The following is a 22,382-nucleotide window of genomic DNA, read 5'->3' on the forward strand; positions in this document are numbered from 1 at the left end:
TGATTCGAGAAATTGATCAAGGCTTTTTTCTTATCCAGCAAATTATATCCTACCTTTTGAACATTGTATATTTTATTATGCATGCATAATACTTAGAACGGGATATATTATCTTGAATCGATTAAAAACCTCCGTACAACATGAAAATTGGCATAACAGGGACAGGAAGCTACATACCATCCATTATTACAAAGAATGAAGATTTTTTGAACCATGAGTTCTTGGAGTCGGACGGTTCGGCCTTTGAGCAACAAAACAATGTAATCATTGAAAAATTTGAGGCTATCACTGGCATTGCCAACAGAAGATATGCCAAACCAGAGCTTAAAACCTCGGATATAGGTTTTTTAGCGGCTGAAGAAGCCATCGCGGATGCCGGAATAGACAAGGAAGAACTGGATTATATCATCTTCGCACACAATTTTGGGGATCTTACCCCAGGAAAAATCCAAGGGGACACCCTACCAAGCCTCGCTACTCGGGTAAAGCATTTGTTAAGGATTCAAAATCCAAAATGTGTAGCATATGACTTGATCTTTGGTTGCCCCGGCTGGATAGAAGGTATGATCCAAGCAACGGCTTTCATAAAAAGTGGAATGGCCAAAAAATGTTTGGTGATCGGGGGAGAAACCCTTTCCAGAGTGGTGGACCAACATGACCGCGACAGTATGATATTTTCCGACGGAGCTGGAGCTACGATAATAGAATCCAATGCTTCAAACGGTGAGATATTGTCCCACGCTTCGGTTACCTATGCCAATGAAGAGGCATACTATCTTTATTTTGACAAGTCCAACCATCCATCAGCCAATGAGGATACGAGATACATCAAAATGTTGGGACGCAAGATTTACGAATTTGCGTGTATAAATGTACCTAAGGCAATGGCTACCTGTTTGGATGAAAGTGGAGTGGGAATTGACGAAGTCAAAAAAATCTTTATCCATCAAGCCAATGAAAAAATGGATGAGGCCATTATAAAAAGATTCTATAAAATATATAGCAAACCTGTTCCCGAAAATATCATGCCCATGAGCATCCAAGATTTAGGAAACAGTTCCGTAGCCACCGTACCAACCCTTTACGATATGGTGCTAAAAGGAAAACTGCCCGATCATGAAGTAAAAAAGGGAGACGTTGTTATATTTGCAAGCGTTGGTGCCGGAATGAACATCAATGCCATTGTCTATAGATACTAAATGTACGAAAACAACTTTCCCAACAAACGCTACAAGCACACCTTGGCGTTTCTTAAGAAACACATTGACCCCTCTGAATCCATTTTGGACCTCGGAATAGAAAATCCTTTTGCCGAGATCATGAAATCCAATGGATACCATGTTGAAAATACCGAAGGTGAAGATTTGGACCTGGACTTTGAAAAAGTGGTACAGTCCGATGCAAAAGTTGTAACCGCCTTTGAGATTTTTGAACATCTGGTCGCCCCTTTTAATGTGCTTAAGGAAATAAAAGCCGAAAAATTGGTGGCCAGTATACCAATGCGATTATGGTTTGCCCCTGCTTATCGAAGTAAAACGGACCCATGGGATCGACATTACCACGAATTTGAGGATTGGCAGTTCGATTGGCTTTTGGAAAAAGCCGGTTGGACCATTAAAGACTCGGCCAAATGGACCAATCCCACCAAAAAAATTGGATTACGTCCCATTCTCAGATACTTTACCAACAGGTATTACATTGTTTATGCCGAGAGAACCCAAAAGTAATTTGGGATTTATGGTTTGTTTTTTGGAATTTTAACGAATGCGTATCAGTATAGTTATTCCTGCCCATAACGAAGCTGCCTTTTTAAAGGACTGCTTGGATTCAATTTCAGTTCAGACCTATCTACCAAATGAGGTGATCGTAGTGGACGATAACTCTTCTGATGATACTTACACAATAGCTCAGAACTATGCCCAAACGCACGATTGGATCAAAGTGATTCAGCGCAGCTCTGCCGACGAGCACATTCCGGGGAAGAAAGTTGTGGATACCTTTAATTTTGGCCTAAAACACACATCGGAATATGACCTGATCGGTAAATTTGATGCGGACATTGTTCTACCACCGGATTATTTTGAGCTTATTGTCAATCAATTTCAGGCGAATTGGAAACTGGGCATGTGCGCCGGTTTACTTTATATTAAAAAAGGTAACGATTGGATATACGAAAACATCGCGGACAAAACCCATATTCGAGGCCCAATAAAACTTTACCACAAGGCTTGTTTCGACAAAATAGGCGGTTTGCGTCCAGGGGTTGGCTGGGATACGGTAGACACTCTTTTGGCCAAGTTCCACGATTTTGAAACCCTTACCATACCAGAACTTCAAGTAAAGCACCTACGCCCTACCGGGCATGGATATAGCCAAAAGAACTACCAAATAAAAGGTATCGCCATGTACAAAATGGGTTACGGGCTGGTCATTACAAAAATAGCTGCCTTAAAAATGGCCTGGCAGGCCAAAAACCCCATTTTATACTTTCAAATTATTATTGGCTTCTTAAAAGCTTTCATCCAAAAGCAGCCTAAATATGTCACAAAGGCCGAGGGAAAATTTATCAGGAATTATCGATGGAAAAGGATATGGTCCAAAATTTAGGTTTCCTCCAATAGCTAGATTAGTCATTTTATGATTTCTTTTATTATTCAATGAAAGGAATATTCTTATAACTACCTAAATATTAGACCACAACAAACCTATCGATTGCTTGTTCGTCAATTGAAACCAGACATTCATCAATTGACAAAAGCGATTTCTTTCATACTCCGATAACTTTAGTACAACATGTAGTAACCCCTTCAACCAATTTCCCCGATGTAGCACCTCAACATCATCACGGGCTTAAAAAGTATGAACATGAAATCTTTTGCTGCTTTATGTTCAACCCCACTTCTAATCCTTTTAATTCTATTAGGGTCCAATACAATAATGGCCCAAGTTCCAGGTCAGAGCTATTTCGATAGCACAAATTATGTGGAGTATATCTATGGTAACTCCCCAATTATTATTTCCATTCCCCATGGAGGGCTTTTAGAACCCATTAATATTCCGGATAGATCTTGCAATGGCTGTGTTTACGGAAATGACACACATACACAGGAAATAGGAAGGGCCATCGCCCAATATTATTTTGAACAAACTGGAAATTACCCCTTTGTTATTATCAATCTACTAGCAAGAGTAAAACTGGATGCAAACCGTCCCATAGATGAGGCTGCTGATGGAAACCCAACGGCCGAAGATGCTTGGACCAACTATCACGATTTTATTTCATCGGCAAAAACGAAGATTGAACAAGATTTTGGCCGGGGACTTTTTTTGGATCTTCATGGACACTCCCACAATGTAGAAAGAGTAGAATTAGGATATACCTTGACCGGAACTGAACTTAGACTTTCCGATGAAACACTGAACTCCGACACTTACATTAACAAAAACAGCATAAAAACTTTAGTACAGGACAACAAAACATTCTATACCCATGCCGAAATGCTAAGAGGCCCTGTAAGCATGGGAGCATTATTGAATGAAAAAGGTTTTCCAACAGTACCTAGTCCCAATGACCCAGCACCAAAAGTCAATGAAAATTATTTTAATGGCGGTTACAATGTATGGGAGCACGGGTCTCGCTTAAATAGTGGAAATATTGACGGGATTCAAATTGAAATCAACCAAGATGTTAGGTTCGATATCCAAAGTCGAGCACTATTTGCAGAAGGTTTAGCTGCATCACTACAAACCTATTTAGGTGTTCATTATGGCTTTGGCGTTGTGGATTTTGATGGTGATGGAGTGATGTCAGATCTGGATTGCGATGACACGAACCCAGATATCCATCCAAACGCAGAGGAGATTCCATACAACGGCATCGATGATGACTGCGACCCGGCAACTTTGGACGATTATCTAGACCAGGATGGTTTCAACACTATCAATGATTGTGACGACACGAACCCGAACATCCATCCAAACGGAGAGGAGATTCCATACAACGGCATCGATGACGACTGCGACGCAGCAACTTTGGACGATGACCTCGACCAGGATGGGTTTGGCAATATCGATGACTGTGATGATTCCAACCCGAACATCCACCCAAACGCAGAGGAAATTCCATACAATGGCATCGATGATGACTGTGACCCGGCAACTTTGGACGATGACCTCGACCAGGATGGTTTCAACACTATCGATGATTGTGATGACACGAACCCGAACATCCATCCAAACGCAGAGGAGATTTTAGATAATCAAATCGATGAAAATTGTGATGGTCTCAATGAAGTTTCACAATCTTCCGCCTCTGAATCTGAGCCTGAGCCTGAGCCTGAGCCTGAGCCTGAGCCTGAGCCTGAGCCTGAGCAAAAAAACAACAAGCTTGTTATTTACCCTAATCCCGCGAGTGAATATATATACATTTTAAAACCTGACAACCATGATTTCAAAATTGAAATCTTCGATGTAAAACAGCGGAAAGTATTCAGTGTTCGCAATCAATCCGATTTGAACATAGCACACCTCTCCAGTGGAATATATTATTTACTCTATAGCGATTTAGTGACAGGAAAAAGAACCGTCAAAAAATGGATAATTTCAAAATAAAGAATTAATCAAACTCCAAAACCTCGCCTATCGGCTGTCCTGTAGCTCCATTAGGAAATGCAATTCCCAATAGTGCCGCAATGGTTGGCGCAATATCAGGAATTTCGGTACGATTTACCGTGCTCCCCTGCTTAATCCCCTTTCCGTAAAGTAACAAAGGTACATGGGTATCATAGATTTGTGCAGAACCATGTGTGGAACCTGTTCTACTATATGAAATATACCCTGTACTGGGAACCAATAGAATATCCCCAGAACGCTTTTGATTGTATCCGTTTTGTAAAATATATGGTATTCCCTCTAGATACTCGTTCTCCCACATTTGTTGGGCGGTATATACTTGGGCAATACCATCATATGTCAATAATTCTCTAGCAATATCCTTTTGGGCATCATCAAGGTCAATATCCAAATTGGCCAAAATGTCATGATCTAAAAACAATTGATAATTGGAAAGGTCCCTAACCACATCCGTTGTCCCATATTTATATTGAAGAAATTCTGCAAACTTACCCTGCATTCCTTTCATATCCAAATAACCGGCAGGTATCTTGGAATCCATTAGATAAGATGGCACATTAATGGCTGCGTGGTCGGCGGTTAGAAACACAGTATATTCCCCCTCTCCTACTTTTTCGTCCAACGTGGAAAAAATCCGGGCCAAATCTTGATCCAGTCTTAGGTAAGTATCCTCAACTTCTTTGGAGTTTACACCAAAAAAATGACCTACATAATCTGTGCTGGAAAAACTAATGGCCAAGAAATCGGTAATCGTATCTGTCCCTAAATCTTCTGCTTCCAATGCGGCCAAAGCAAAATCTGCGGTAATGCTATTTCCATAAGGACTGCGACGGATCAAATCAAAATGACCATTTTGCTCCCAGATGGCCGGAAGGTCATGTGGAAAGGTGTTCGCTGTTTCACCTTTTTGCAAGCCTTCATAAGTATTGGAATCCAAACCGCTTTCCACATAGGTGTCAATTGGTTTTAAAGTGTTCCAAGGTTTTTTATAGACTTCCACTTTATCAGAAGCATTAAAATCCTTTACCCATTGTGGCAAATCAGCCATATAATATGAACTGGTAATCCAGTTACCGTCTTCCCCTCCTTCAAACCAATAAGCTGCATTGGCTGCATGTCCGGCAGGAAGAATTGCCCCCCTATCCTTTAGTGCAACACCTATGACTTTTCCTCTTTTTTGAGTATGTAACCGCAACTGGTCCGTAATAGTGGTGGTCAACATTCTATGGGGTGACATTTGCCCCGCTTTGGATGTAGTTCCTACCGAGGTATAATTGTCGTCACCGGCGCAGTAAACCTCTTCGCCAGAAGCCTTATCGAACCAATCGTTCCCAATAATTCCGTGCATGGACGGAGTGGTCCCAGTGTAGACCGATGTATGACCAGGTCCGGTACTGGTAGGTGCGTAGTTAAAATGATTGTTCTTGCAATTAAAACCTTCGTTGACCATGCGCTTAAAACCACCTTCGCCATATTGATCCCAAAAACGGGTCAAATAATCATAACGCATTTGGTCCACCACAATTCCTACCACCAATTTAGGAGTTTGGGCGATCGCGGCCGGTTGTGTTTCCGCATCGTTCTTTTTTCTTCGTTGACCATATGAAATACTGATCATGCACAATGCTAAAATTGAAACTAAAAGGTTGGTTGTTTTCATGCTAAGGATTTAATCAAATTAGGGCAAAACTATTGAATTCTGACGTTTAAAAATTTAAATGAAGGTTAAATGCTCCACAATATTCTTATTTTTATCACCTCAAGTCCATAAAACGCATGAAATACCTAGAAGCGATTGGAAAATACTTCATCATGGTTTGGGAAGTATTTAAAAAACCTACCAAATGGCGCATCATGAAAACCTTGATCCTAAAAGAGGTTGATGAGCTTGTTTATGGTGCCATGGGCATTATTGTTTTTATTTCCTTTTTTATTGGGGGAGTAGTAACGATTCAAACCGCCCTTAACCTAAACAACCCACTTTTGCCAAAAAGTTTGATAGGCTTTGCCACCAGACAATCTGTAATATTGGAGTTTGCCCCAACCTTTACTTCCATAATTATGGCCGGTAAAGTGGGGTCGTACATTACTTCCAGTATTGGCACCATGCGTGTTACCGAACAAATTGATGCCTTAGAGGTAATGGGGGTAAATTCCTTGAACTATCTCGTTTTTCCAAAAATCATTGCCATGTTCATGTATCCTTTCGCCGTAGCTATCTCCATGTTCGTTGGCGTTTTAGGGGGATGGATTGCCGCCGTATTTGGCGGATATGCCCCAAGTGGCGATTTTATCCAAGGGTTACAAATGGACTTTGATTCGTACCACATTACTTATGCCTTTATAAAATCGGTAGTCTTTGCCTTTGTTATCGCCACGGTTCCTTCCTACCATGGCTATTACATGACGGGTGGTGCATTGGAGGTGGGAAAAGCAAGTACCACTTCATTTGTATGGACCAGTGTGGTTATAATTATCATCAACTATATATTAACCCAATTGCTCTTAGGCTAATGATCGAAGTAGACAATATACACAAGTCGTTTGGCGACCACCATGTATTGAAAGGCATTTCCACGGTATTTGAAAAAGGAAAGACCAATTTGATCATTGGACAGAGTGGGTCTGGAAAAACAGTTTTCCTAAAATGCCTATTGGGCCTATTTGAACCGGATGAAGGCAACATATGCTATAACGGCCAACTTTACTCCGAACTTTCCATAAAGCAAAGAAGAAACCTTAGGCAGGAAATGGGCATGGTATTCCAGGGCAGTGCATTATTCGATTCCATGACGGTTGAAGGAAATGTAATGTTCCCATTGGATATGTTCACCAATCAATCCAAATCGGAAAAGCAGGACCGTGTGGATTTTGTGTTAAAGCGCGTCAACCTTATTGATGCCCATAAAAAGTACCCTGCAGAGATTTCCGGTGGTATGCAAAAGCGAGTGGCCATAGCCCGTGCCATTGTCATGAATCCTAAATATCTCTTTTGTGACGAACCCAATTCGGGTCTCGACCCTAAAACGGCGATTTTGATCGACAACCTCATCCACGAAATCACCCAGGAATACGATATTACCACCATAATCAACACACACGATATGAACTCGGTAATGGAGATCGGGGAAAAAATTATCTTCCTTAAAAATGGATTTAAAGAGTGGGAAGGCACGAACAAAGAAATCTTCAAGACCGAAAATACAGCTGTGACCGACTTTGTGTATTCTTCCGAGCTCTTTAAAAAAGTGCGACAAATGTATATTGAGGAAAGAAATTAAGGTCTGTCAAAAGATTATTCCACTTCCTTGATTACCAAGGTTGAATCTTGAAGGCGTAATTTTAACCAAGCCAACATTTTTTTGGAATCGGCTTCCTTTTGCCCTGAACTAATTCCATTTTTCCAGTCGACCTCAAAAACAGGAACGGTATCCATCTTTTTAAAATCGGTCTGTAATTGATAGGAAAAGCCCAAAGCATTAACATTCTCATAATTGGCCTTTATTTCTGCACTAATATCCCGGAAAGGAATCTGTTTACCCGCATTCATGGTTAAACTTGCCAACTCCTCCTCCAACAATCGTATCTGTTCGTCCTTGTTCAAGAGCTCTGCCTTGTTTTTCTCATAGAGTTCGCTTACGTAATTGAACTTTTCCTCAGAGTCGTCCTTACCCCCCTGTATTATGTTCAATTCTGCATCTTTTAGTCGATTGTATTCATTTTTTTGTGTTCTCCATGTATTGATCATGTTATCGGGTATGAGTTCATCACCCATAAAAACAACTTCTATCACAGAGGTACCATCATCCACATATTCCAACTTGGTAAGGTTATCCACATACCTTCCCGATCCTTCAAACTGATAAACCTCGACGGTTTCCTGTAAAAATTCCTGGGCCTGCTTCATAAATAGAGATTCTTGGAACACATTGTAAAAAGTGAATCCGGCAGGAATCATTACCAAAATACCAGTTATAGATGCCAAACGCGCTATCAATCTTCGTCGCTGCGAATTCGCATAACGGACCATTGGGAACCTTAGGAACTTTATGACCAAAAAAGTAGCAAGACCTATAAAAATAGTGTTGATAATAAAAAGGTACATGGCTCCGGCGGCATACCACGGCTTTCCTATAGCAAGACCAAAACCTACAGTGCACAGGGGAGGCATCAATGCTGTTGCAATGGCCACACCAAATATAACACTGGCTATTGTCCCTTTTTTTGCCCGGGCTATAACTAGAGCCAAACCACCAAAAAAAGCAATCAGCACATCGCGGATGTCTGGCTTGGTCCTAGCCAGCAATTCGGAAGATTCGTCTCTTAATGGAAAAAGATAAAAGAACAGGAATGCAGTTATTACACTCAACACCACCATTACGGTAAAGTTTTTGAGCGATCTACGCAGTGTATCAATATCGTTTATGGCCAAGGACAGCCCCATCCCTAAAATTGGCCCCATTAAGGGAGAAATAAGCATTGCTCCGATGACCACCGCTGTAGAGTTTGCATTTAAACCAATGGAAGCGATAAATATGGAGCATATCAAAATCCATGTAGTATGGTTTTTAAAGGGTATATCCGCTATGATAGATTCTTTGGTAGCGACCGCATCGGTATTGGAGCGTATCTCCAAAAGCTCGGACAAGAACTTACGGACACTGCCCAATAATCCCTTAAAATCCTTTTTTACCTCATCACCATTGTCTTGGTTAAGAGGAGTGGTCTCCATATCCTTTTTATGTTCTTCGCTCATAAACTACGCAAACTGATCCCCAAATTTATCCTTCACTTGGGTCAAAACTTTTTTAATATCCTGTTGTTTGTCCTTGGGATAAATTAAAAGTACTTCTTCTTTATCCACAATAATATAATCCGCCAAACCATCAACAACAACCACCTTTCCTTTTGGAGAACGAATCATGTTGCCTTTTGCGTCTTTCAACAACACTTTGGCGTTCACAACGGCATTGTTATTGTCATCTTTATCCAGTTTATCATACAATGCTCCCCACGTACCCAAATCGTTCCAATCAAAGGTTGCCGGTAACGTAAAAATAGACTTGGATTGCTCCAAGATAGCATAATCGATGGATATGTTTTCTGCCTTAGCATAATTTTCTTGGATAAAATCTCTTTCTTCAGCCGTGTTATAACATGATATCCCTCCCTCGAACAAATCATATTGACTTGGCTGGTATTTTTTGAAAGCTTCCACTATAGTTTCCACACTCCACATGAAAATACCGGCATTCCATAAGAAATTGCCCTGCGCCAAAAATTCCTTTGCGGTCTCATAGTCCGGTTTTTCCCTGAACTGGGACACCTTTTTCAAATTTTCGTCACTTCCCTTTTCGAACTCTATATAACCAAAGCCCGTATTTGGGAATGTAGGTTGAATCCCCAAGGTGCAAAGGGCGTCTTCTTTTTCACATTTATCAAAACAAGCTGTTACATCCTTTTCAAATGCCGCTTCATCTTCTATCCAATGATCGCTAGGCGCTACGATCATAACAGCGTTTGGATTCATTTTTTGAATCTTTAAGGACGCATACAGAATACAGGGCGCAGTGTTTCGCATGGCAGGTTCCAAAACAACTTGTTCCTGTTTTACCTTTGGTAATTGCTCCAAAACCAAATCATTATATCGTTCATTGGTTAGAATCAGAATATTCTCGGTCGGGATAAATCGGTTAAGGCGATCAAAAGTTTTTTGAATCAACGTTTTGCCCGTTCCCAACATGTCGTGGAACTGTTTTGGGTTGGATGATGTACTAACAGGCCAAAATCGGGACCCCACTCCCCCTGCCATTAAAACTGCGTAATAATTCTTGTTCATATCTTATTTACTGTCATTCCTGCGGAGACAGGAATCTATTTTGATTTTTTCACTAATACTTGCCGCCTCTCGACTGTGCTCGAGATGATACGTTATTGAACCAACTCAACCTCAGCATTGGGCTGGAACAAATATAATCTGCCTGTAGCCAATTCCACACACTCGTACCGTTTTACTTTTTTATTTCCTTTTTTGAACAGCCTGCCATTGTACAACCTAAAAACACTGCCTGTGGGCAATTCATATACATAACTGTGTTGCCGCTCTTCCTCATCAAAAGCTTTTAAGGCAATGGACAACCTTGCATCGGTGCTACTGCTTGCTTTTGGGTTTTTAAAATGGTTGGCGATAATGGGCAACAATTGAGATGGGAATACCTCGGGCCGAATAAAAGGGATCATTAGATGTTGAAAGGTACGCTTCCATTCAACGCCGTGCGGCTTTATACGACGACCATAAGTTTCAAAGGCCACTAAATGTGCAATCTCGTGAACCAGCGTAATTAGAAATCTATACTTGTTGAGCGAGGCATTAACTGTAACCTGATGCAATCCATTGGGCAGCCTACGGTAATCCCCATGCCGGGTTACTCTATGGCTTACAATTTTAAGATGAACCCCATGTGTTTTGATAAGTTCAAAACATGGAACCACGGCCTGCTCAGGAAGATATTTTTGAAGGGTACTGTTCACCGGGGTAAAGTTAAGGGATTATCCATAGAATCCTTAACTCTTGGATTATGGCGTACTATTACTTACCTGTAATAATTTTCCATTGTAGAGTTTATGACCGGTCAAAGCAAATTCTTTGATATAACTGGCCATCTCCAAAGCTGAAACAGGTGCTTTATAGCCCGGAAAAGCTTCTTCCAACATTTCGGTCTGAACGGCACCCAGGGCCAACACGTTAAAACTTGGTCCTGTTTCCTTATACTCCTCTGCCAAAAGTTCTGTCAAGGTAATAACAGCTCCTTTGCTAGAACTATATGCGGACAAACCTGGAAACTTCATACTTCCTTGCACTCCACCCATGGAGCTCACTGTAAGAACATGTCCTTCCTTCCCCATCATAGGAATCACGGCCCGTGTCATTTCTGCTACACCGAACACATTCACCTTGTACACTGCTTCAAACTCAGCGGTCGTGGTCTCCAAAAAAGGCTTGTTCAGTAATCTACCGGCATTGTTTATCAATACATCCACCACGTGCCATTGTTCGAGAAATTCCTCCAGTTTTTTATAATCAGCTGGATTGCCTAGGTCAAAAGGCAAAGTTTGCACATTCGACAATTGCAGGCTTTTAATAGGTTCTTCATTACGGGACAAGGCCAAGACCTGATGCCCTTCCATTGCATAAAGCTTGACCAGTTCATACCCAATCCCCCTACTTGTTCCCGTGATTATAATATTCGCCATTACAGATTTAATTTATTGTTCATTCAACTTGATTTCCCTTTCAGTAGCATTTGAAATACTCTCGATCATTGGAATGGATTTGTTTACCAAAGTGGCCATATGGTCAAAATCCATTAATTCATTCTCGTCTCCAACCTTATGGTAATGGTTAAAGTTGGTAAAATCAAAAGTGCAAAAAGTATGGGATGGCACACCGAATTCCAAATGGAACGGATAGTTGTCCGATCTCTGGTACAGATTAAATTCCTTTGCCGTTGGCAAAAATCCCACCAATTTCTCGCCAGCATATGTATTGCTCACTTCTGCCAAATTGGACATTTCATAACCGGTGATATACATAAAATAATCCTTTCCCTTTAAGGGAACCCCGGTCATTTCAAAATTGAGCATGGTATAAAGGTTCAAATCTTGCTCTTTCAACTTTTTAGCCAAATGCTTGGAGCCCAACAACCCCTTTTCCTCGGCACTGAACAAAGCAAAAATAATACTTCGGCCATTGGTTTTATGAACACCGAAGTATCGCGCCATTTCCAAAACGGAGGTAGTTCCTGAAGCATTATCGTTGGCACCATTTGCGATATAGTCTCCATTTTCGGGTTTAATGGTTCCAATATGATCGTAATGGGCCCCTACCAGTATATATTCATGTTTTAGCTGCGGGTGGTTACCCTCTATTACCCCAACTATATTAAATGCTGGTTTTTTAAAATTTGAAAGTGTATCCCTGTAAGTTTCAAAATAAGGCTCAAGCCCATAAGACCTGAAATAATTTTCAATATACTTTGCGGCCATTTCTATCCCCTCACTCCCTGCTTCGCGGCCCTTAAGGTCGTTGGAAGCCAAATAATTCATCATCTCGCCTATGCGATCGGAATTTGTAAAACCTTCCCCTTCCACAGGTAACGCGTGTGATTTTATAACCGTGGTTTCGTAGTCTTGGGCATGGCTCAAGTTTACTGCGAACAAAGTCAACATAAGGTATAAAACAGTCTTCATAATTGTCGTTTTTGATTTTTTTAAAGATAAAAAAAGCATCCCGATAAAGGATGCTTTTTCAATTTATGTAATAAGAGTTATGTTTCTGACGATTTACGCCAACATGGTCACTGGGTTCTCCAAATAAGCCCTCAAGGTTTGAAGGAACTGGGCTCCAGTGGCTCCATCCACGGTTCTGTGGTCGCATGCCAAGGTTATCTTCATTGTGCTTCCGGCAACAATTTCACCGTTCTTAACCACAGGCTTGTCAACAATTGCCCCAACCGATAAAATTGCTGAGTTGGGTTGGTTGATGATGGAAGTGAACTCCAAAATACCGAACATTCCCAAATTGGAAACCGTAAAGGTGCTTCCTTCCATTTCGTCCGGTTTTATTTTTTTGTTTCTAGCCCTACCAGCCAAGTCCTTAACTGCGGTACCCAATTGGGTAAGGCTCATTTGGTCCGCAAATTTGATTACAGGGACCACAAGACCTTCATCCACGGCAACCGCAACTCCCATGTGTACGTGATGCTTATAAATGGTGGTATCTCCATTCCAAGAGGTATTGACTTGTGGATGCTTTTTAAGGGCCATTGCACAGGCTTTTAATACCATATCGTTGAAAGACACTTTAGTGTCGGGCAAATTATTGATCTGTGAACGAGAAGCTTTGGCATTGTCCATATCCACCTCAATGGTAAGATAATAATGTGGCGCCGAAAACTTGGATTCACCTAAACGCTTGGCAATTACCTTGCGCATTGTAGAGTTCTTCACCTCCTCTACACTCTCCTCACCCACAGGAAGGCTTACCGGTGAAACTGGTGCAGCGGCCGCGGTAGATGTTTCTGCCGCAGGTGCTTGTTGAGCGGATGGAGTAAAGTTCTCAATATCCTTTTTTACGATTCTTCCGTTATCGCCCGAACCTTTAACTTGGGACAAGTCAATACCCTTTTCACTGGCTATTTTCTTTGCCAATGGCGAGGCTAGGATACGTTGCCCATCGGAAGCTGTGCTGGCAACGGGAGCCGCTGCTTTTTCTTCTTCTTTAGGGGCTTCGGATTTTGGAGCTTCGGTTGTTGACTTGCTTGAACTACCTCCAGCGGATTGTGCGCTGATCACAGCATCCACGTCGGTTCCCTCAGGACCAATTATGGCCAACAATGAATCAACAGGAGCGCCTTCGCCTTCTTGGATACCTATGTACAACAAGGTTCCGGAATAAAAAGATTCAAATTCCATGGTGGCCTTGTCTGTCTCGATTTCGGCCAAAATATCACCTTCTTCTACAGTATCCCCTACCTTTTTGAGCCAACTTGCCACGGTTCCTTCTTCCATGGTGTCGCTCAATCTAGGCATAGTCACTATTTCCACTCCTTCAGGAATATCGGCTGGTTCACTGCTAGCTGAAGTACTTTCCTCTGCTTGTGACTCGGAAGTGGCTTCTTCTTTAGATGACTCGGAAGAACCTCCTGAACCGTTCAAAAGTCCAGAAATATCCTCTCCTTCTTCTCCGATAATGGCCAAAAGCGAATCAACCGGGGCTCCATCACCCTCTTCTATTCCGATATGCAGCAAGGTCCCCTCATGAAATGATTCAAATTCCATGGTGGCTTTGTCCGTTTCTATCTCGGCCAATATATCTCCCTCTTCTACTTTGTCCCCTACTTTTTTGAGCCATTTTGCCACGGTTCCTTCTTCCATGGTATCGCTCAATCTAGGCATGTTGATTACTTCTGCCATCTAATTATAATTTATGTTGTAAAAATGGATAGTCCTCCTGCTCGTAAACCGTGTCGAACAATTGTTCTTTTGGTGGGAAATCTGATTCCTCCGCGAATTTTTCACATTCACTCACCAAGTCCTTCACTTTTTTGTCAATTTTCTTTAGGTCGTCTTCAGAGGCATAACCTTTCTCAAGAATAACATCTTTTACCTGAGTGATAGGATCTATCTTTTTGTACTCTTCAACTTCTTCTTTTGTTCTGTAGTGCTGTGCATCGGACATAGAGTGACCGCGATATCTGTATGTCTTCATCTCCAAGAAAGTTGGTCCTCCACCAGTCCTGGCACGTTCAATGGCCTTATCCATTTCCTTTGCCACGGTGGCTGGATCCATACCATCCACTGGTCCGCAAGGCATCTCGTACCCTAGTCCCAATTTCCAGATATCGGTAGAGTGCGATGTACGTGCAACGGAAGTACCCATGGCATAACCATTGTTCTCGCACACAAATACTACCGGTAACTGCCAAAGCATTGCCAAGTTGAACGCTTCATGAAGCGAGCCCTGTCTTACAGCTCCATCCCCCATATAGCATAGGGTCACAGCATCTCTTTTAAAATATTTATCGGCAAATGCCAAACCAGCTCCCAAAGGAATTTGACCTCCTACGATTCCATGTCCACCATAGAAACGGTGTTCTTTGGAAAAAATGTGCATAGATCCACCCATACCTTTGGATGTACCTGTTACTTTACCGTAAAGCTCGGCCATAACCCTTCTGGGGTCCACTCCCATACCAATCGGCTGAACGTGGTTCCGGTATGCAGTGATCATTCTGTCCTTGTCTAGGTCCATTGCGTGCAAAGCACCTGCCAATACAGCTTCTTGCCCATTATAAAGGTGCAAGAACCCCCTAACTTTTTGCTGAATATATACGGCTGCCAATTTGTCCTCGAACTTTCTCCAGAACAACATATCCTCGTACCATTTAAGGTAAACTTCTTTGGTGATTTTTTTCATCTACAGTAGTATTAAATGAATTTGCCCTGCAATAGGGGAAAGCAAAAATACATATATATCTGTTTTGGAAAAAGAATTGAATTAAGAATCGCCCAAAAATGAGCTATTGAATGCCAATGGCAAAATATCGCTGACCGAATTACATTTATAAATGGGTCCCTTTTCCGACCTCAACAACAGACTTATCGATGAACCTTGCTTTTGTTCGTACTCAATAATGGATTGCCTACAATTGCCACATGGCGCTGCCGGCTCCTGCACCTCGTGATTAGCGGATGAAGCAGTGATGGCAATGGTTTTTATTGTTACTCCAGGATATTTGGCCCCTGCCTGAAAAACAGCTACACGCTCGGCACAAAGGCCTGATGGGTATGATGAATTTTCTTGGTTGTTGCCAATAACAACCTCTCCGTTATCCAACAAAACGGCCGCACCTACCTTAAATTTGGAATAGGGAGCATAGGCATTTTCTTTTGCCTCCATAGCTTCCCGTAACAATTTTTGCTCGTTTTGTGACAACTCTTTTTCATCTTCAAAAACAAGCAATTCAAAACCAATTTTCCTTTTTTCCATTTTTATTGATCAGGTGTATTTCAAAAATAACAAAACCTGTCCAATGGACAGGTTTTGTTGAATGTTAGATGTTATATGGTATTAATCATTGTAAAATTCCTCACCAAAATTAAAGGTAAGTGAAAATCTCAATGTGTTTTCCAATGGGTTCCTCACCTGTGATGTTGAGAACAGATATGATAAATCTATTTGTGCACTCCTAAATTTAAATCCAGCTCCCAACGTAAAGAATTTACGTGATCCCTTTTCCTCGCTCTCATTGAAATAACCGCTTCGGAGCATAAATGCTTCGCGAAATCTATATTCGGCTCCAAGTGCCCAAGTTACTTCCTTCAACTCTTCGCCAAAGCCGTCTGGCGCATCACCAAATGACTCAAAAATACCATTAAAGAAACTGATGTTCTGGTATTCGTCGTTATCCTCTGCCGTTATAACGCCATCCCCGTTAAAATCCCTGGGGGTAGGCACCAAAAGTTTATTGAACTCCGTGCTGATCGCCAACACATTATCCTGGTCAAAAATAAAATCGAAACCTCCACCGAACTTTAGATTGGTCGGCAAAAAGTTTTCTTGCCCTCCGGCATCATATTGTAGGGAGCCTCCAATATTGGAAATATTGAATCCAAATCTCCATCGTCCATCATAATTACTGTATGCAATTTCACGAGACCTATAGAAACCTGCTATGTCAACGGCAAAAGCGTTGGCGGCCTGTGAGTCTTGTGAACTATCTTGAAAGCGTAGATTGGAACTTATGAACCTACCGGCAATTCCCATGGAAAAACTGGGGCTCAATTTTAAAGAATAAGAAACATCCAAAGCAAACTCATTTGGCTTTACCAAAGTGGGCTGCTGATCAAAAGTTTGCCTCAACTCTATCTCTCCCAATCCAAAATAGCGTAGACCAAAGGCAAAGGCACTCCGATCGTTGAGTTTATTGTAATAATTGGCGTTCAATAAGGAAACATCGTTGACTATGGTCTCCAAATACGGAGTGTAACTTACCCCTATTCCAGATTTTTGTGTTGCAAACGCATATTTCGCCGGATTCCATTGCTGGGAATATGCATCGAAAGAGGTAGCGACCCCCATGTCCCCCATACCAGAGGCTCTTGCATCAGCGGCTATGGTCAAAAATGGGACTGCTGTTGTAATCGCTCTTTCTTGTTGTGCACTTACCCATGGGGCTGCGGAAAGCAACACAATCAATACGAATAACTTTCTCATTCCAAGTATTTAGCGTTTAGTAAAGTTCATGATCCACCGCAAATTGCACTGGATATACTACATGTAAACGTTCTTTTCCATAAATTCTTGTAATCAAGGGTGTATTTTTTGAAAACAGGAAACACCTATATATATGGATAAAGACAAAAATGAGCTCCTAAAGCTCGATTAATTCGTTAAAAGCTATGATCTCCATACTAATCCAAGCGCTTCTCCGTTACAAGAATGTAGCATGTGCAAGTTGCCACATCGCCAGAAATATTTGATGAGCACAAAATATAATGGTAAAATCACCGTTTTAATGCCATTGAAGGATTTTAAAAATCAAAACAAACGAAGTTACTGAGGGTATAAAACCCTAAGTTTTAAAGTACTCAAGCCCAAATTATGAAAAAACACTTAATCAAAGTTGTACTTTCTTGCGCCGTTGTGATGGGAAGTTTTTCTAGTTGTAAAAACTCTTCCTCATCCAAAAACGTCTCCAGAGCCACGGGATGGAAAATTAATGCCAAAGAAGGGGGATTTCAATACAATTCGGACTTCAAAGAACAGGAAACTCCTCCTGGAACTGTATTCGTAGAGGGTGGAACTTTTACCAAAGGTAAGGTCCAGGACGACATTATGCATGATTGGAACAACACCCCGACCCAACAGCACGTACAATCTTTTTATATGGACGAGACCGAGGTAACCAATGTTATGTACCTAGAGTACTTGGATTACCTAAAAGAGGTCTATCCTCCGGACAACCCAAATTACGCCAACATATATAAAGGTGCTCTTCCGGACACTTTGGTTTGGAGAAATAGATTGGGCTTTAACGAAACAATGACCAACAACTATCTCAGACACCCTGCATATGCTGAGTATCCAGTTGTAGGTGTAAACTGGGTTCAAGCAACCCAATATGCCGAATGGAGAACCGATAGGGTCAACGAAGTAATGTTGGAAAGAGAAGGTTATCTTGCAGAAGACGCAAAATACAAAGTGTTGAATGGAGACATTGATGGTACCTTTAGTACAGAGGCCTATCTTAACAATCCAGAATCTGTATATGGTGGTGAAATTGATTCACTACAAGGAAAACAGAAAAGAGATTCCATCAACTCTTTCGCCAAAAGAAGTAGTGGTGTTATTATGCCTGCATACAGACTACCCACAGAAACCGAATGGGAATATGCTGCTCAGGCACTGGTTGGAACCAGAGAGTACAACAACTACAGAGGTAGAAAAAAATATCCTTGGGAAGGCGATTACACTCGAAACGGACAACGTGTTGGCCGTGGAGACCAATTGGCAAACTTTAAACAAGGTAAGGGTGATTACGGCGGTATTGCCGGATGGTCAGATGACGGTGCCGATATTACAGGTGAAGTCAAATCCTATAAGCCCAACGATTTTGGACTTTATGATATGGCCGGTAACGTAAACGAATGGGTTGCCGACGTATACCGTCCTATCGTTGATGACGAAATCAGTGACTTCAACTATTACCGTGGAAACGTATTCATGAAAAAAGCGATCGGAGAAGATGGTAAAGTTGAAATACTAGAAGATAAGATTGTTTATGATACATTGCCAAACGGTAAGATTGTTGCCATCAACCTTCCTGGTGAAATCAAGGAAGTACCGGTTACCGAACAGGAAACTTATCTAAGGACCAACTTTGACAAGAGCGACAACAGAGGTTTCAGAGATGGTGACCCAGGATCTTCAAGATTCTTCAGCCGTTTCAGCGATGAGGACGATAATCAAAAAATGTACGATTCTCCCGAACATTCAGTTGAACGCAACGAAGAGGGTGATCTTGTTCGCCAATACGATGAATCCAATTACAGGACTTCATTGATCAACAACGAAGTTCGAGTGTACAAAGGTGGATCATGGAGAGACCGAGCTTATTGGTTAGATCCTGCACAACGTAGATACTTGCCACAATATATGGCGACCGACGATATAGGCTTTAGATGTGCCATGTCTAGAGTTGGATCAAAATCGAGATCCAAAAAGACAGTACGTCACAAGAAAGCGAGATAAAAAACTTCTTGAGTATTTTAAAAGCCCCGACCAAAAAGGTCGGGGCTTTTTTTTATCTTCGATTTATGACAATTAAAGAGTTGCACGCACTATTTTTAGAGCATCCGGTTATATGTACGGACACCCGGAAAATCACGGAAAACTGTCTGTTTTTCGCACTTAAAGGACCCAATTTTAATGGAAATGCTTTTGCACAGCAAGCCTTGGAAAAGGGCGCGGCATTTGCCCTTATTGATGAGGAAGAATTTAAGACTTCGGACAGATTTATACTTTGCCAGGGAGTTTTGTCCACCCTGCAGCAATTGGCCACATACCACAGACAACATTCCAATGCCAAAGTGATATCACTAACAGGAAGCAACGGCAAAACGACCACCAAAGAACTCATTAACGCGGTAATCTCAAAAAAATATAGATCAATAGCCACACAAGGCAACCTCAACAACCATATTGGAGTCCCCCTAACACTTTTATCGATAAAAGAGAACACCGAAATGGCCATTGTGGAAATGGGTGCCAACCATAAAAAAGAAATTGAATTCCTCTGCTCGATCGCCCAGCCCGATTTTGGATACATCACCAATTTTGGCAAGGCACACTTAGAAGGTTTTGGAGGTGTGGAAGGAGTGATACAAGGAAAAAGTGAGCTATACGATTACTTGACCCACCATAACAAGCACGTTTTTTTAAATGCGGATGATGCGATTCAAAAAGAACGATTGGAGCACTACACCAAAAAAGTGGGTTTCAGTACTAAAGACCATCAATATTATAATATCAAATTTCTTGGGGTAGACCCTTATGTTTCACTAGAGGTAGAGGAAACAACCATACACACTCAACTGGTGGGCAAGTACAACTTTCCCAATTGTTGTGCTGCCATTTTAATGGGCAAATATTTTAATGTACCAATAGAGGAAATCAAATCTGCCATTGAAAACTATTTTCCAAAAAACAATAGATCACAGATCCTATCTAAAAATGGATTCGATATAGTCCTTGATGCCTACAATGCCAATCCCTCAAGCATGAAAGCTGCTCTGGAGAATTTTAGCATGATGGCTGCAAAAAGAAAAACATTGATCTTGGGAGACATGTTCGAACTGGGAAGCACGGCTGCCGATGAACATCAAGCAATCTCAGATTTGGCAGAGCAATTGAATTTTAACGAAGTGTATTTGGTTGGCGAAAATTTCTTCAGGACCAATACTTCATACCATAAGTTTTCAACTTTTGAGAATCTAAAGGAACATCTATCAAATCATCCTTTGGAAAAAGGAGCTATGCTTATCAAAGGATCCCGCGGAATGGCCCTGGAACGAGTTTTGGATATTCTGTAGTGAAGAAAAAGTGGGATATACTGGATTCGAACCAGTGACCTCTGCCCTGTCAAGGCAGCGCTCTAAACCAACTGAGCTAATATCCCTTTTAAAACGGCCTGCAATATCGGAAATTAATCCCAATCCCCATACTCTGCAGAGTTCTTTGATGTTTCATGCAGTGTAATATGCAATAATTGTCCTTCTTTGAGCTTTGGCTTAAGAATATCGTAAATAACTTTTACAAAATACTCCGTTGTTGGCAGCAAGTTTTCGAACTCCGGACAATCTTCGTTCAAATTTTTATGATCGAACCGCTCCTCGACCTCATCCCTGATCAAAACACCTAGGTCGGCAAGATCCATTACAAAACCAGTATCTGGGTCCACTTCACCTTTTATTCTCACCTCAAGGTCAAAATTATGACCGTGAAAGCTTGGGCTGTTGCACTTTCCGAATACTTCGATATTCTTCTCCTTGCTCCAATTGGGATTATGGAGCCTATGGGCTGCATTAAAATGTCCTTTTCTGCAAATTGTAGCAATCATGCTGCAAATGTACTTCCTTTTTCATCAAACCATATTTTTCTGCTATAAAAAATCCCGTTTATCAGCTATCAATTCCATTCCGCTTTACATTGAAAATCCCAATGGTTCTTTTTAAATTTAAAGAACCAAAAATATCCTTTCGTCCATTGGACATTATTATTCTTAAATATCAATAAAACATTAATCCAAAAAAATAAAACTACTATGAAGATTACCTATTTAGGTCATGCAACACTGCTCTTGGAAATCAACGGTAAAACTATATTGTTCGACCCTTTCATCACTGGAAACGAATTGGCATCGGAAGTGGATATAGACAGCTTGAAGGTGGACTACATTTTTGTGACACATGGACATCAAGATCATGTTCTGGATGTAGAAGCTGTTGCCAAAAACAATCCGGATGCCCTATTGGTATCCAATTTTGAAGTTGTTTCCTGGTTTGGTGACAAAGGTGTACAGGGACACGGCATGAACCATGGCGGGAAATATACTTTTGACTTTGGGACGGCCAAATATGTGAATGCTGTTCACTCAAGCGCGTTACCTGACGGAAGTAATGGAGGTAACCCTGGAGGTTTTGTCATATACGATGATTCAAAATGCATTTATATTGCCGGTGACACAGCTTTAACCAAGGATATGGAACTCATTCCCATGACGTGCCCAAAATTGGATATTGCGGTACTCCCGATTGGAGATAATTTCACCATGGGTTACGAAGATGCAACTATTGCCAGTGACTTCATTGAATGTAACACCATTATCGGTTGTCATTATGATACCTTCCCTCCTATTAAAATAGATAAAACCAAAGCAGTTGAGTATTTCGAGAAAAAAGAAAAGAAATTAATTCTACCAGATATCGGGGAAACGGTAACCGTTTAAAACAAAAAAGCCTTCGAAAAATCGAAGGCTTTTTTTTCTGTGGGCGCTGAGGGATTCGAACCCCCGACCCCCTCGGTGTAAACGAGGTGCTCTGAACCAACTGAGCTAAGCGCCCATTCATTTTCCCGAATGGGAGTGCAAATATAACACTGTTTTTGATTTAAAAAACAAAAAATGAAA

Annotated in this window: 20 protein-coding genes and 2 tRNA genes; 9 read left to right on the forward strand and 13 right to left on the reverse strand. The window is 41.3% G+C overall.

What is annotated here, in order from left to right:
* Positions 1-140: 140 nt before the first annotated feature.
* The 4 genes from PY091_RS17355 (at position 141) to PY091_RS17370 (ending at position 4,611) form a co-directional block, all read left to right on the forward strand.
* Positions 141-1,199, forward strand: a complete 1,059-nt coding sequence (locus PY091_RS17355; protein WP_275650760.1) for a 3-oxoacyl-ACP synthase III family protein — start codon at positions 141-143, stop codon at positions 1,197-1,199.
* Positions 1,200-1,727 carry a class I SAM-dependent methyltransferase gene (locus PY091_RS17360; RefSeq protein WP_275650761.1) on the forward strand — a complete coding sequence of 176 codons (528 nt, stop codon included), beginning with the start codon at positions 1,200-1,202 and terminating at the stop codon, positions 1,725-1,727.
* Between the two features lie 37 nt (positions 1,728-1,764).
* Positions 1,765-2,607 (forward strand): glycosyltransferase family 2 protein, encoded by an 843-nt coding sequence (locus tag PY091_RS17365; RefSeq protein WP_275650762.1) that lies wholly within the window; start codon positions 1,765-1,767, stop codon positions 2,605-2,607.
* A gap of 330 nt (positions 2,608-2,937) precedes the next feature.
* Positions 2,938-4,611, forward strand: a complete 1,674-nt coding sequence (locus PY091_RS17370) for a MopE-related protein (protein WP_275650763.1) — start codon at positions 2,938-2,940, stop codon at positions 4,609-4,611.
* Between the two features lie 4 nt (positions 4,612-4,615).
* Here PY091_RS17370 and pafA read toward each other — a convergent pair whose 3' ends face one another.
* The gene (gene pafA, locus PY091_RS17375) at positions 4,616-6,292 is read right to left on the reverse strand and encodes an alkaline phosphatase PafA (RefSeq protein WP_275650764.1); all 1,677 of its coding nucleotides are present in this window, start codon (positions 6,290-6,292) and stop codon (positions 4,616-4,618) included.
* A 116-nt stretch (positions 6,293-6,408) separates the two neighbouring features.
* Here pafA and PY091_RS17380 point away from each other — a divergent pair, with 116 nt between their 5' ends.
* Both PY091_RS17380 and PY091_RS17385 read left to right on the forward strand, forming a co-directional pair.
* Complete coding sequence (locus PY091_RS17380) at positions 6,409-7,146, forward strand: MlaE family ABC transporter permease (protein ID WP_275650765.1); 738 nt, start codon at positions 6,409-6,411, stop codon at positions 7,144-7,146.
* Positions 7,146-7,913, forward strand: coding sequence for an ABC transporter ATP-binding protein (locus tag PY091_RS17385; RefSeq protein WP_275650766.1), 768 nt, complete (start codon positions 7,146-7,148; stop codon positions 7,911-7,913). The genes PY091_RS17380 and PY091_RS17385 overlap by 1 nt, the downstream gene beginning before the upstream one ends.
* 14 nt (positions 7,914-7,927) lie before the next feature.
* Here the strand turns inward: PY091_RS17385 and PY091_RS17390 are convergent, their stop codons facing one another.
* The 9 genes from PY091_RS17390 to porV all read right to left on the reverse strand — a co-directional run bounded on the left by PY091_RS17390 (position 7,928) and on the right by porV (position 17,410).
* On the reverse strand, positions 7,928-9,388 hold the full coding sequence (locus PY091_RS17390) for a DUF389 domain-containing protein (RefSeq protein ID WP_275650767.1): 1,461 nt from the start codon (positions 9,386-9,388) through the stop codon (positions 7,928-7,930).
* Between the two features lie 3 nt (positions 9,389-9,391).
* A complete protein-coding gene (locus PY091_RS17395; RefSeq protein ID WP_275650768.1) occupies positions 9,392-10,471 on the reverse strand; it encodes a mannose-1-phosphate guanylyltransferase in 1,080 nt (359 codons plus the stop codon).
* Positions 10,472-10,563: 92 nt separating this feature from the next.
* Entirely contained in the window at positions 10,564-11,163 is a 600-nt protein-coding gene (locus PY091_RS17400; protein ID WP_275650769.1) for a SprT-like domain-containing protein, read from the reverse strand.
* A 45-nt stretch (positions 11,164-11,208) separates the two neighbouring features.
* On the reverse strand, positions 11,209-11,886 hold the full coding sequence (locus PY091_RS17405) for an SDR family NAD(P)-dependent oxidoreductase (RefSeq protein WP_275650770.1): 678 nt from the start codon (positions 11,884-11,886) through the stop codon (positions 11,209-11,211).
* Positions 11,887-11,898: 12 nt separating this feature from the next.
* On the reverse strand, positions 11,899-12,882 hold the full coding sequence (locus tag PY091_RS17410) for a M28 family metallopeptidase (protein ID WP_275650771.1): 984 nt from the start codon (positions 12,880-12,882) through the stop codon (positions 11,899-11,901).
* A gap of 93 nt (positions 12,883-12,975) precedes the next feature.
* The gene (locus PY091_RS17415; RefSeq protein WP_275650772.1) at positions 12,976-14,607 is read right to left on the reverse strand and encodes a pyruvate dehydrogenase complex dihydrolipoamide acetyltransferase; all 1,632 of its coding nucleotides are present in this window, start codon (positions 14,605-14,607) and stop codon (positions 12,976-12,978) included.
* A 4-nt stretch (positions 14,608-14,611) separates the two neighbouring features.
* The gene (gene pdhA, locus PY091_RS17420) at positions 14,612-15,610 is read right to left on the reverse strand and encodes a pyruvate dehydrogenase (acetyl-transferring) E1 component subunit alpha (protein WP_275650773.1); all 999 of its coding nucleotides are present in this window, start codon (positions 15,608-15,610) and stop codon (positions 14,612-14,614) included.
* Positions 15,611-15,691: 81 nt separating this feature from the next.
* Positions 15,692-16,183, reverse strand: a complete 492-nt coding sequence (cdd, locus tag PY091_RS17425; RefSeq protein ID WP_275650774.1) for a cytidine deaminase — start codon at positions 16,181-16,183, stop codon at positions 15,692-15,694.
* A gap of 81 nt (positions 16,184-16,264) precedes the next feature.
* The gene (porV, locus tag PY091_RS17430) at positions 16,265-17,410 is read right to left on the reverse strand and encodes a type IX secretion system outer membrane channel protein PorV (RefSeq protein WP_275650775.1); all 1,146 of its coding nucleotides are present in this window, start codon (positions 17,408-17,410) and stop codon (positions 16,265-16,267) included.
* 387 nt (positions 17,411-17,797) lie between these two features.
* Here porV and gldJ point away from each other — a divergent pair, with 387 nt between their 5' ends.
* Complete coding sequence (gldJ, locus tag PY091_RS17435) at positions 17,798-19,447, forward strand: gliding motility lipoprotein GldJ (RefSeq protein WP_275650776.1); 1,650 nt, start codon at positions 17,798-17,800, stop codon at positions 19,445-19,447.
* 65 nt (positions 19,448-19,512) lie between these two features.
* Positions 19,513-20,787, forward strand: coding sequence for a UDP-N-acetylmuramoyl-tripeptide--D-alanyl-D-alanine ligase (locus PY091_RS17440; protein WP_275650777.1), 1,275 nt, complete (start codon positions 19,513-19,515; stop codon positions 20,785-20,787).
* An 11-nt stretch (positions 20,788-20,798) separates the two neighbouring features.
* Here PY091_RS17440 and PY091_RS17445 read toward each other — a convergent pair.
* Positions 20,799-20,873 (reverse strand) — tRNA-Val (locus PY091_RS17445).
* Between the two features lie 27 nt (positions 20,874-20,900).
* The gene (locus PY091_RS17450; RefSeq protein WP_275650778.1) at positions 20,901-21,314 is read right to left on the reverse strand and encodes a 6-carboxytetrahydropterin synthase; all 414 of its coding nucleotides are present in this window, start codon (positions 21,312-21,314) and stop codon (positions 20,901-20,903) included.
* Positions 21,315-21,518: 204 nt separating this feature from the next.
* On the opposite strand from PY091_RS17450, the gene PY091_RS17455 reads away from it, so the two are divergent.
* A complete protein-coding gene (locus PY091_RS17455) occupies positions 21,519-22,202 on the forward strand; it encodes a metal-dependent hydrolase (RefSeq protein WP_275650779.1) in 684 nt (227 codons plus the stop codon).
* A 40-nt stretch (positions 22,203-22,242) separates the two neighbouring features.
* Here PY091_RS17455 and PY091_RS17460 read toward each other — a convergent pair.
* A tRNA-Val gene (locus PY091_RS17460) sits at positions 22,243-22,317 on the reverse strand.
* Positions 22,318-22,382: the final 65 nt, after the last annotated feature.

Origin of the sequence: Flagellimonas okinawensis (assembly GCF_029194005.1) — a bacterium.
Classification (GTDB): Bacteria; Bacteroidota; Bacteroidia; order Flavobacteriales; family Flavobacteriaceae; genus Flagellimonas; species Flagellimonas okinawensis.